Origin of the sequence: Pedobacter frigiditerrae, from assembly GCF_004331645.1 — a bacterium.
GTDB lineage: Bacteria > Bacteroidota > Bacteroidia > Sphingobacteriales > Sphingobacteriaceae > Pedobacter > Pedobacter frigiditerrae.
In genome coordinates, this window is sequence record NZ_SJSK01000002.1 from 316838 (window position 1) to 330093 (window position 13256).

The 13256-nt window shown below is 36.7% G+C and carries 8 protein-coding genes; all 8 read right to left on the reverse strand.

Annotated elements, in window-relative coordinates; all coding sequences use genetic code 11:
• Nucleotides 1-100: 100 nt before the first annotated feature.
• Complete coding sequence (gene rhaM / locus EZ428_RS08365) at nt 101-409, reverse strand: L-rhamnose mutarotase (RefSeq protein WP_131552699.1); 309 nt, start codon at nt 407-409, stop codon at nt 101-103.
• A 2-nt stretch (nt 410-411) separates the two neighbouring features.
• Nucleotides 412-2850, reverse strand: a complete 2439-nt coding sequence (locus EZ428_RS08370) for a glycoside hydrolase family 31 protein (RefSeq protein ID WP_131552700.1) — start codon at nt 2848-2850, stop codon at nt 412-414.
• 2 nt (nt 2851-2852) lie between these two features.
• Entirely contained in the window at nt 2853-3977 is a 1125-nt protein-coding gene (locus tag EZ428_RS08375) for a glycoside hydrolase family 88/105 protein (RefSeq protein ID WP_131552701.1), read from the reverse strand.
• A 19-nt stretch (nt 3978-3996) separates the two neighbouring features.
• On the reverse strand, nt 3997-6879 hold the full coding sequence (locus tag EZ428_RS08380; protein WP_225871024.1) for an exo-beta-1,4-galactosidase: 2883 nt from the start codon (nt 6877-6879) through the stop codon (nt 3997-3999).
• 354 nt (nt 6880-7233) lie between these two features.
• Complete coding sequence (locus tag EZ428_RS08385) at nt 7234-8022, reverse strand: rhamnogalacturonan acetylesterase (RefSeq protein ID WP_131552703.1); 789 nt, start codon at nt 8020-8022, stop codon at nt 7234-7236.
• Nucleotides 8023-8157: 135 nt separating this feature from the next.
• A complete protein-coding gene (locus EZ428_RS08390) occupies nt 8158-8928 on the reverse strand; it encodes a rhamnogalacturonan acetylesterase (protein ID WP_131552704.1) in 771 nt (256 codons plus the stop codon).
• 103 nt (nt 8929-9031) lie between these two features.
• Nucleotides 9032-11368 carry a glycoside hydrolase family 2 TIM barrel-domain containing protein gene (locus tag EZ428_RS08395; RefSeq protein ID WP_131552705.1) on the reverse strand — a complete coding sequence of 779 codons (2337 nt, stop codon included), beginning with the start codon at nt 11366-11368 and terminating at the stop codon, nt 9032-9034.
• Nucleotides 11355-13256, reverse strand: coding sequence for a rhamnogalacturonan lyase (locus EZ428_RS08400; protein ID WP_131552706.1), 1902 nt, complete (start codon nt 13254-13256; stop codon nt 11355-11357). Before EZ428_RS08400 ends, EZ428_RS08395 begins: the two co-directional genes overlap by 14 nt.

Sequence of the window (13256 nt, forward strand, 5' to 3'; positions counted from 1 at the left end):
ACAACTTTGCCTATTAATTAAGATTATTGTCAGTCTGAGCTTGTCGAAGACCTTATCAACAATCCTTCGACAAGCTCAGGATGACATCCCTATAATAAAATTAATCTAAATGAAATACTTCCAACAAAGGTTTGCTAATTGGAGAATTATCTGGATTTGTATCCATGATATCTGCCATATAAGCCCACCATTTTTGTACAATAGCTGTACTTCCTAAATCTTGTGATGAAGAACCATTTTGTTGTTGTACAGCAAATAAGATATTTGTTTCTTCATCTAAAAATATGGTATAATCGCTAACACCATTTTCTTTTAGCAAAGCTGATAATTCTGGCCAGATCTCGTCATGACGTTTTTTATATTCAGCTGTAAAACCTGGCTTAAGCTTCATTTTAAATGCAGTTTTCATCTTTAATTGATTTTATAAGTAATATCAGTCAAATTATTGGCTCTTGATTTTATAGTTAGCGTTTTATCTTTCAAATTATAGCGTGGCCCGATAAATCCGGAATACTGAGTTTGAGCGATACTTACTTCATTTTCTAGCATCACTTTTGGAGGAGTTTCTCCTGTCCAATGTATTCTTAATTCATATTTATGAAGTGTTGGCTTAAATTTACCTACAGGTTTAGCAATTTTAATGGTCAAACCATCAGCTTTTAAAGAAGAAGTGATGGTTGTAATGGCAAAATCTCCAGTTTTGTAGGCCGAACTTAAATTATCATCTTCATACACATCATATTTTGAATCGCCATAAGGGAAAATATCTAGCGTAATTACATCAACAGGTTTTTCTCCGGTGTATTTCATTTCTGGCTGCATCGGAATAATACTTCCTCCCTTCACAAAAATTGGAATGGTATCTAGTGGTGCTACCACATGATGATATTTTTGACCTTCATACTTTTGATTAGTCCAATAATTAAACCAAGTACCTTTTGGCAAATAAACCGACCTAGTAATTGCTCCCTTTGTAGTTACTGGAGCAATCATTAAGTTATCGCCAAACATGTATTGATCTGCTATCTCATACACATTTTCATCTTCTTGGTTATCTAAAACTAGAGCCCTCATAATTGGCACACCTGTTTCATATTGCTGATGCATACTCGTGTACATGTAAGGAAATAAACGGTAACGCAATAAATCGTATTTTTTGAAATTACGTAAGGCATCATCTCCGTATTTCCAAGGTTCTTTGTAACCAGGATGATCCATTCCAAAAACCAATGCAATTGGACTAAACATCCCAAACTGAACCCATCTAATATATAATTCTGGATCGGCTTGATGCTCAAACCCCCCCATACAATGTGCCCAAGAACCAACGCCAGATAAACCAACATTTAAACCAGCTTTAATAACTGGCGCAAAATATTGCCATTCGCTAGGCCAATCGCCTGCAAAAATATATGGATAGCGCTGTATGCCCGAATAACCTTCTCTGGTTTGATTTAAACCTCTAAATCCATTGAATTTTTCAAACTCTTGGAAAGGTGCTTTTGCATAAGCGATCGGAAAAACATTATGTAATCGTTCTGCAATCTTACCTTTTGGTCCCACTTTTTCACTTTCATTAGCCAAAGCACCAAAAGCACTTCCCTCATCTGTTTTTAAAAATTTAGCACCAAGATCTGCCACTCTTTTCACACCATTATCCCACCACCATTTTACAGCAGCAGAATCGAAGAAATTAACAAACTCTCCCGGTTTACCATTTTCTGGGTAGGTATATCCTTTTGCCCTAGCTTGGTCTAATAGGTTTAGTTTTTTAGCATTATCAAACCTTGGCCTAATGTGTAAGCCAACCATTTTATAGTTCATGGCATAAATGCTATCGAACATCGATTTTGGATTTTTAAAAGTTTCTCTCCACTCGAAAGTAGTAGCACCCTTACCTCCATTTTCACCGAATAAACGCCAAGTAGAATCTAACCAGAATAAATCTACCGGAATGCCTAATTCCCTATATTTTTTAGCTAATTCTACCACATAGTGATCAGATGTTTTTTCTTCATGGCTCCAAGTACCACCGCTATAAGTACCAGCATGTAAGCCCAATGCAAATTGCGGCAACATTGGCGATTTACCAGTAATTGAAGTATAATTATTTAAGATGTTTCTAAAGTTTGGTCCGTAGATAAAATAATAATCCAACTCACCATCAGCCGCTTTGAAACTATATTGGTCTTTTTTATCAGCTCCCATATCCCACGAGGTGGCGAACGAGTTGTGTAAAAATATGCCATAACCCTTTGTGCTCATGAAAAACGGAATAGGGCAATAATTAGCTTCTAAGATATTGTAAGCGCCAATTGCGTGTGGTAAACCTTTGCCTCTACCCACATTTAAGTTCACTTTTTTGCTTCTGCGATCCATAAAATCCATACGTTCGCCAAAGCCGAAAAAGTGTTCATCAGCGGCTAATTTTTTGGTTACACCAACTGCGGTTCCTTCTTTTGTGATTGCTCCATTAACTTCTGAGCTTAATAATTTACCGTTTGCATCAAAAACATCAACCTTAAATGGGCTTTTATATAATTTAACCATCAGCTTTGCCGTGGTTAACAAAAAATGGTCCTTTTTATCTTCAACTTTAGTATTTACCAAAGGCCAATTGTATTTAGTAACCATCAATTGTTCTTGTGCCTCAAACTTACCATTCCAGCTTGCCCTTAATCTAAAAACTTCTGGTGTGCAGAATTCTAGTTTAACCTCACCATTGGTTGTTAAAAACGACAATACATTTCCTGTTTTTTTGTAACCAGATTTATAATTGCCAATGGATTGCCCATTAGCAATAAATGAACTGCATAATAAAATTAATGCTACTGTTACAGATTTAATCATTACTATTTTTTCAACTTATAAACTTCTGTTCCAGCTAATAAAAAGCAACCTAAACCATAATCCTCAAAATCTGGCATACTGGTGTAATTAACCGGCTGACCATCTTTTGGCTCTTTCCCTGTTCCTTGCATGTAACCAATAAAACCTGTTTTTTGAACCGCTTCTTTAGTCATACCGTTCCAAGCTTTGGCAATAATAGGTTTGTAAACGGCTTTATCTAAAATGCCTTTATTTACACCCCAAGCCATTCCGTAAACAAACAACGCTGTTCCAGAAGTTTCTTTACCACCAAAATGAGTTGGATCTACCAAACTCACATTCCAGAAACCATCTTCACGTTGTAAAGGCACTAAAGCCTTAATCATTTCGTGATAGGTTTTTAAATATTCATCTCTATGAGGTGCATTTTCTGGCATAATTTCCAACACCTTAACCAAGGCAGCAACTACCCAACCATTTCCTCTGCTCCAATAACAATCTTTACCATTTGGCTCTTTGTAAGGTGGCACAAAATCTTTATCTCTCCACCATAAGCCATCTTTTGCATTGTATAAGCCTCCACCTTCTACGTTTTTGGTGTGCATATACATTTTATACATGTACTCATAATAAGTATCATCTTTTGTTAAAACACCTAATTTCGCAAATACAGGCATCGCCATTTGCAAGGCATCAATCCAAGTCCAATCGTTAACTTTTCCAGATTTAATCATTAAATCCATTGAAGCTTTAATGTCTTTTATTCTTTCTGGTTTTGGGTCGATGTTATATAAATCAATATAGGTTTGTCCACAAGCCTGATCATCACCATTTCTAGTTTGGATGCCATTTCTTAATCCCCACTTATGTTTATCACCCCATTGCACAGCATAATCATAATATTCCTTATCAGGATTAATTTGATGTAAAGCCATTAACCCTTCATAATAAACGGCCCTTGTCCAAATGTTGCTTGGTCTTTCTTTGTTGGTAAAAATAGATTTTCCAGCATCTGGCCACTTATTCATGAAATAAGCATTGGTTTGTTTTAAAACTTTTAAAACCTTCGATTGAGATGGGATTTTTTGAGCAAAACCTTGTGATATTAAGGCGAATAATATGATTGTAGCTAGGATTGTTCTTTTCATTAGGATGAATTTTATGAAATTAATTAGAATTTGGCTTAGGTTTAAGTTCATCTGGACTATCTTTAGTAAAAGTCTCAAACTTTTGTTTTGAAGGTGTTTCAAAAATGTCTTTTACAACATTAAAGTCAACGTTAAATTTCGGGTTAAATTGGTCTGAAACCATATATTTCTGTAAACTATAATACAATTGTTGCGCACTTGGCATTCCCTTTAAATCTGATGATAGGTTAGCACTTGATACAATCAATTTACCATTGCCAACTTTTGCTTCAAAAATCATAGCCAAACGGCGATTTAAAAACCAGGTATCAATTGGCTGAACGATAGGTTTAAATCCTTTCGGGAAATCTTCCAAGTTCATTACTTGGGTTCTATTTACGATTTCCCACCATTGCATATCGCTGTGATAAGACGTTGGAAATTCAGCAAATGCTGGATTCTTCGGATCAACCACAAAACCCAAAGTATGTGGTGGACGCATTTTAAACCAAGAAGTATTCCAAAATACTGGTAAAAATGTTTGAACCACCTCTTTTCCTTTGATTACTTTTCCGGCTGCATTTAAAAACACTTTTCCTCCGCTGTTTAATACCGCTCTTGCTTTATCATCCAAATCAGTCGTATAGTAAACATCAGTTTTAACTTCGGGAAGTGAGGGTGGGAAAAACCAAAAATCCCAATCGTTGGCAAATTCAGTTCCATCAATAGCAACTTCTAATTTTAGTTTTCTAGACTTGGTAATTGGGTTTGATGAATATTTTAGAGAACCGATTTGAGTAATCTCCCCAACTGGCAATGTTCTTGGACCCCATTTAAAAGTAAAAACTACTTTACCAGTTTCATCTATTAACCTAGCTGTAATTTTTGCATCTATGGGAGCTTTCCCCCAATGCGCTATTTCAATTTTCGGTTCAAAGTTTTCATCGCTCGTATAAACAAACTTAGGCACCTCAATTAATGGGACAGTACTGTTAGAAAAGCGCTTAAATTCTTTAGCGGTGATATATCCTTTTTCATCCCAAAAGGCATCTAATACACCAATTAATGCAGTGCCTTGACCAGGATAATCATTTAAAGACAGTAACTGATAACCGTTATAATTTGGTGTTCTTAAAGCTTTTTCTATTTCATTTTTGTAACATAGCGCTTGTAATTTACCCGAAGCCATTAAAAATGATTCTGCTTGATCGCCCATATTATGGTCTTTCAAATCTTCTTCAAACAACTCAAAGTTTTTAGCTTTATAAGCTCCTGTATATTTTTTAATTTCTTTAAAGTTCGGGTACACACAATACTGTCCCATCTCATGGGCTACAAAAGGAACTGTGAATTGTGAAATTTGCTTAGCATAAGTAGAAATGCTTTCAGGTTTTCTGCCCCAATCTAAACCTCTTGCTCCTGCCCTAACCATAAATTCGTTATTTGGAATAACTGGCCAACTACCACCTACTGAAGCTCCAGTGTACAACCTTCTAGAATCTTTTGCTTTCCAATAATCGTTAAACTTGGTTAGGTATTCTACTTGTCTCCCACTAGGTTCATTTCCATAAGCCATCATACAAAAAGAGGCATAATTGCCATAATTTTTGGTCATGCGATTAGTCTCATCGTAAATGAACTGGTCGATAGGTTTTCCGTTACCGATAGAAGTTCCATGATTTGCCCAACTCGGACCTTCAGGTTGTAAATAAAAACCAATTAAGTCGGCAGCTATAAATGCAGCTTCTGGTGGGCACCAAGAATGGAAACGCATATGGTTTAATCCATGAGCCTTTGATATTTTAAAAATCCTAAGCCATGATTCCACGTCCATTGATGGATATCCCGTTAGGGGAAACTCGCAGTTATTAGCGGTTCCACGTAAAAAAACCGGACGACCATTGACATGAAAACTTCTACCTACGGCTTTAAATTCACGCATCCCAAATTGAACTTGTCTTTCGTCCTTTTTACCATCTTTGCTAACTAACGATGCTCTTAAGCGATAAAGTGCTGGGTCAAATTCATCCCATGTTACGATCTTACCGCCCATTGGCAACTCAATTTCTAGTGAACCATTTCCATTTGTAATTGAATATGCTTTAGTTAGTGCCTTAACATTTATAATTTCTTTGGTATTGAAACTTGTGGCTGATAAGGTAATGTTTCCTGTCGATGAAATATTTTGACCTGCCTTTAATTGAATCTTAACTTTGGCAACCTTGCGTTTTAAATCAGGATAAACTTGAATGTCTTCAAAATAGATTGGAGAACCAGCTTGAATAAACATTTTACCTACAACGCCATTCCAGTTTCCCTGGGTATGATCGGTTAAACTGTGCGAATCTTGACCAACATTGATAGCTTTTATCCTGTTATCAATTTGCAAAGTAATAGTATGTTTGCCAGGTTTTAAATTAGCTGGTAACTCGAAGTTTTGTGCTACCACAAAAGTATATTGACTGCCGATTTCTACATCATCAATCCACACTCTTGTTTCTGAATGGGGATATTCTAATGATAAAACCATTCTTTTCCCATTCCAATCTGTCGGGATTTGAATATCTTTTTGATACCAAGCTGCTCCCGTGTAATATTTGTTAGGTGTTAACCAAAATGGAATTTTAATATTATTGGCTTGACGATATTTAGCCAAACTCGGATTATAAAAATAAGAACTATCATAAATACTTCCAGTCCACTTTGTTTTAAGCGTGATGTCTTCTCCCTTGAAATTTTCATTCATCGAACCCGGTAAATTAATAGTTTCTGGAAGAACGATATTAAACCATTTTGCCTTTAAACCTTCATCATTGGCATCGATTTTAAATCGCCATTTACCTTGTACAGAAATGGTTTGGGCTTGTGCAGCGTTAGAAAGCAAGAAGAGAAATAAAACAGCAAGTAAATGCCAGTGTTTCAACTTAAATAGATTTATCAGCATATCAATATTAAGTGAATGCGATTAAACACACACTATATTTGGTTAGAAGCTACTATATTAAGCTTTAATGGAGATATGGGCAACCTGTAGTGTCCTGTAATAACTAGAAAAACCTATTAAAAGAGCCGAACACAAGTCTTTGAAAGGGTCTCTAAAGCGTAACATATTTGTGGTAGTAATTCATTTATTGATTTACCACACCTGCATGCAGGCAGTGCAGGTAGGCACATAGATAACATAGTTTTTAATGAGCATTCCTTTCAATTTTATGGCATTTTCTAACCAAAACAAATTTCCTTCTATGTGTCCTATGTTCCTAATGTGGTTAATTTTTTACTTTAAATACTTATTCAACCTAGAATTCTTCAGTGTTTTTAAACCCGCAACAACAAGGGAAGCATTTAGTTTAGCGCCTGCTTCATTGGTATGCGTATGGTCCTTTTCGGTAAAATAAGTCTTAACTAAATCCGCACTAGCGGCACCATAATTATCTTTTATCAACTGGTTTAAAGGAATAAAATCTACGTGCTCCGCTTTTGCAACTTCTTCTGCCCATTTAGCGTAACTATCATTTGCCAAAACAACTTTACCATCTTTTACTGGGTTTCGAGGAATGGAAGAACATACAATCGGAGTAGCTCCTTTTGCTTTAACATCATTGATAAACTTGCGCAGATACCAGCCATAAGTATAAACTACTTCTTGCTTTTTCTTAATTGGATTAAAGATTTCTTTACTTTCTGTACCAATTCCTTTAATTGTTCCACGAGCACGAGCTGTATCATCTAATGGACTACTATCATTATGCCCAAACTGCATCATGACAAAATCTCCTTTTTTAATCTTGGCTAAAACTGGTTCCCATAAACCATTTGTTTGGAAAGTACGACTACTCGTTCCGCCAAGCGCATTATTTTCTACATTTATTTTATTGGTGTCAAAAAGTTCTCCAATAAAACTGCCCCAACCCCATAAAGAACCATCACCTTTTCCTTTTCCGTTTTTAACGGTAGAATCTCCGATTAAAAATAAGGTAGGTTTTTCATTTTGTTTTAAAACAATGCATGAAGAAAGAACGATAAATGCAGTGATTAGTCCTAGGCTTAAGTATTTTGTTTTCATTTTTGATTTTTGTATATTCTTATTATAAATTGTCAATCCTGACCTGTACCGATTTCATATCGGTAGCTTGTCGAAGCCTGCCTACCGGACAGGCTGGGATTTGCGAATGGTCTTCGACTACGCTCAGACTGACATCTATTTTTTAATATAATTTTTAAGTGTACAATCTTTTAGTGCTTCAATACCTTCTATCACCGATTGGGCGTTTAGCTTAGCTCCTTCTAAATTGGTATGAGTATGGTCGCCAGGGAAAAATGCTTTTACCTTCTCTGGCCCCATTGCATCATATTTATCTCCAGTAAGCTTATTTAAATCCACAAAAAAGGCATTTTCTTCTCTAGCCACATCTGAAGCCCATTTACCAAAATTCTGATCAGCACGTAAAACTTTCCCATCTTTAAATTGATTTCTAGGTATCATAGAAACCACAATCGGTACAGCCCCCTTTGCCTTGGTTTCGCGAACAAATTTTCTAATGTACCAACCATAAGTATGTACGGTTTCTACTTTCCCATCTGGCCAGGTTAACACTTTAGTTTCCTCTCCAATCCCTCTTAAAACTCCTCTACGCCCAGCTTTTGTAGTATCTGGTGCGCTTCCATCATTATGACCAAATTGCATAGTTACAAAATCTCCAGGTTTTAAGGTTTCTAAAACTTTATCCCATCTACCTTCAGACAAAAAAGTTCGGGTACTTCTACCTGCCATGGCATTGTTTTCTACATGTAGCCTAGTCGTATCAAATAAGGCTGCGATTGGTGTTCCCCACCCCCATGTTTCTTTGTTAGAGTTGCGAACCGTAGAATCACCTATCGTATGTAAGGCTGGTTTACGTTGAACGATAAACGCTAATGAGGACATCATCGTAATGATTCCTGCGATGATAAATAGTTTATTCTTTTTCATTTTCATTATACTTAAATTTTACCACACCTGCCTGCCGGCAGGTAGACACATAGAAATCGATAAGTCTTTTTATTATTCTATCTCAACTATGGAGTTTACATTTTTATTTTACTTCTAAACTAATGGAACTACTTTCTAATCCATCAGCTGTTGCTTTGACTGTAATTTTTCCATTTGGTTCATTTGCCTTTACAAAAGCAATGCAAGAACCGCGATAAGCATGTCGTTGTGTAGCTTTATACAATTCGTGGCTCGCTACATTTCCATTATCAACAGCTGTTATAAAACCTGCGCCTGAGACATCAAATTTAACTAATTCATCAGCATTTGGACAAAGATTACCATCTGCATCATAAATTTTTGCGGTCACAAAAGCTACATCATCCCAACTATTGTTGATTTGATTCTTATTTACAGATAATACAATTTTGGCAGGTTTACCAGCAGTTTTCAATTCTTCAGTTACCACCACTTTACCTTTATTTTTTCCTACCGCCTTTAATGTTCCTTTTTCGAAAGTTACATCCCACAAACGTGGAGAATCGTCTGCAGGTTTTGTTTTAGAACCTAAAGACTTATCATTCAAAAATAGCTCTACTTCATTACAATTGCTATAAACAGCAACTTTAGAATCATCATAAGTATCAAAATCAGTTGGGGTCCAATTGTTAATCCAAGCACCGGCACCTGCATTCTCTTCTTTTCTTACAATATGAACTATTGGTTTTTCTGCCCACCAGCTTTGTCTTTGTAAACTCTGATTTTTCCAGTTACCTGCACGGTCAAACAAACCTTGATTATTGGTCACTTCTGGCCAATCTGCCTCTCCCAAATAATCATAACCAGTCCATAAAAACTGTCCAGCCATAAAAGGATTATCTCTTAAAGCCAAATATTGGACTAAAACGTGTGTGTTTTCTGTGCCAATTACCTTTAAGCTTGGCTTTTGGTTATGCAGAGCAACTAATTCATTTTCACGATAGTTTTGTCCAACAACATCCATTATTTCTGCAAAGCCATTGGTATAAACTTTAGAATTCGCAGGGCGGAATAAGGCCATAGTAACAGGGCGGCTCGGATCTAATTGATGAACTAAATCTTGCTGATCCGTATATTTTTTGAAACCTGCGGGACTATTTAAATCATCATGAATTTCGTTTCCAACACTATAAATTACTATGGATGGATGGTTGCGATCTCTCATCACCATGTCACGAGTATCTCGTTCCCACCATTCGGTAAAGAAGCGATTATATCCTTTTTCTCCGTTATTTTTAGCCGAGTTCCAAGTATCAAAAGTTTCATCCATTACCACAAAACCCATTTGATCACATAAATCTAAAAACTCTGGGGCAACAGGATTATGAGCGGTACGAATGGCATTTACACCAACTTCTTTTAATTGTTTTAACCTACTTTCCCAAATGGCCAATGGCACCGCAGCGCCAACCGCGCCACCATCATGGTGTAAACAAACACCTTTTAGTTTAAAGTTTTTACCGTTTAGCCAGAAACCTGTTGCAGCTTCAAATTTGAAAGCCCTAATACCGAAAGTATTTAATTGATCATCGATTACTTTTCCAGCGATGCTAACCTTTGTTAAGGTTTTATATAGTGATGGCGTTTCTAAATTCCACAGTTTTGGATTGGCAACAGCGATATCCTGTTTAAATTGAAAGGATTTACCTGCTTCTACATTTTGTTTTGCTTGAGCGCTTTTAACAATTTTACCATCAGGATCTAAAATAGTAGTTTCAATAGTAACTTGAGTAGCTTTAACAGTCTCATTTATCACACTGGTTTGCACTTTAACCGTTGCCTTAGCAGCAGTGGCATCATCTGTAGTAATATAAACGCCCCAATTTTCAATATGAACCTGATCAGTTGCCACTAAACGAACGTGCCTATAAATACCCGCACCAGTATAATAACGTGAGGCAGGTTGAACAGTGTTATCAGCTTTAACTGCAATTACATTTGTTTTTCCTTTGCCAAAATTGAGGTGTTTGGTTAAATCATAGGTAAAGCTGATGTAACCATAAGGACGCTTACCTAAATGAAAGCCATTGATATACACATCGCTATTGGCCATAACACCATCAAATTCGATGGTGATTCTCTTTTTAGCCATTGTTTCATCTAAGGAAAAGCTCTTGCGATACCAACCTATCCCTGAAGGCAAATATCCTCCACCACGTGCAGTTGGATTAGCCTTATCATAAGCGCCTTCAATACTCCAATCGTGTGGCACATCTAATCTTCTCCACTTCGAATCATTAAATTCTGCTTTGCTCGCCTCGCTTACATCTTCTTGAATGAAAGTCCAATTTTTATCGAAGTTGTTGATTACCCTAACCTGTGCATACGATACGGCATTCATCAAAATCAATCCTAACAAGAGGCGCATTATTCTAGGTATGTTCTTTTTAGTTCTCATCATTCTTTGTGTGGTACTTAATTAGTTTAATATTTGGTTCTGGTGGTTTATTCATATCATCGCCTATGTAAAAGCTGGTATGTGGGGGCTGATTGTAGGCTACATTTTGCCAGGCAATACTTAAACGATATTGTGGATCATGCATAAAGGTGTAAAAACGATGGGTAGTTGGAATGGTAGTGGTGAATATTCTTAATTCACGGGCATCCGCTGTGCGAAAAATAACCTCTTCACGCCAATCTCCTAAAATATCGGCTGAGAGCGCTGGAGTAGATTTCGTGCCATTATTAGAAAGACAATTATAATCTCTTGCATTTAACAGGCGAATGGTTTTTGAATTTTCATAATCCCATTTATCAATTGAGGTAGAGTTTAACAATTCGCTTTGGCAATCGCCATCCCAAAAAATACCAAAATTTACGCTTGGTGTGTAAATAGATATCTTATTGCCTTTAGCATCAAACATTCCAGTAATTCCAGCTCCTGCCACCCAGCTTTCAGAGCCTCTATATCTTGGATCAATATTTAAAGACAATCCTCTTCCTGGTCCTTCGCCATCATCGCCTGCTTTTACAGAAGCTTTTTTCCATAACACTTCCCCTGTTTTTGCATCTGTAAAATGTGCGCCAGCATCAGAAAAACGCTCTTGAATGTCAAACACTTCTAATCCGGGTCTATCTGGATCTAAATCACTTACATGTAATGCATCTCCATGACCAAGTCTAGTGGTATATAAACCTTTTCCATCATCATCAATGGTCATTGCACCATAAACAATCTCATCTTTACCATCTTGGTCTACATCAGCAATGCTAAGGTTGTGATTTCCTTGACCGCCATAACCTCTATTTCCAGGTTCTCCGCTATCGAAAGTCCATCTTTTTTGTAATGTTTTACCTTTAAAATCCCAAGCGGTAACAAAAGTTCTGGTATAATAACCTCTAGCCATGATCAAACTTGGGTGTTTGCCATCCAAATAGGCAATGGCTGCCAAAAAACGATCCATTCTATTGCCATAACCATCTCCCCAAAAACTTTTTAGTTCGCTAACGGTAGGGTTTTCATTAGAAAAACGTTGCGGAATAAAATTCGTGGTGTTAATTGCCGCTCCAGTTAAACCATCAAATACGGTTAAAAATTCAGGACCAGCTAAGATATAACCGGCTCGATTTCTCCAATCTTTGGTAGAATCTCCAATCACTTTACCTTGTCCATCAATAGTTCCATCAGCTGTTTTACAAGCAACTTCGGCTCTGCCATCTCCATCTAGGTCATAGACCATAAATTGGGTATAATGTGCACCTTCGCGGATGTTTTTACCTAAATTAATTCGCCATAAAAATGTGCCGTCTAATTTATAGGCTTCTAACAAAGGTTCTGTTGTAAAACCCGCTTGGCTATTATCCCTGCCTCTACCAACTTGATGCACCACAATTTCATATTCTCCATCCCCATCTAAATCACCTACAGAAATATCATTAGGTGTATATCCTGTTAAGGTTTTTAAAGGAACAGACAAATAAGGCTTGGCCTCCGTATTTTTTTGTAAGGTAAATGCGGCACTTTCTGCCTGTTCTTTACCATTTAAAATTGGCTTAACAAACCATTCATTTTGGTTAGCAAAATTTACAACCTTATCTGTAAAAATAGTTGCACCAGTTATTGGCATTTTGTTTAATCTAATCGGCTTTTCTTGATTCGTTTTCCTATAAATATTAAAAGAAATATCATCGGGATCTGTTCCTAAAACACGCCAACTTACATACACGCTATCTCCAGGGAGATGAACAGCTACAACACCTCTACCCAAATCTTCCATTTCACGTTGTGCAAAAAGCGAAGTAGGCAGAGCCAAGCAAAAACAAAATAAAATTTGATAAAATAAACGCAT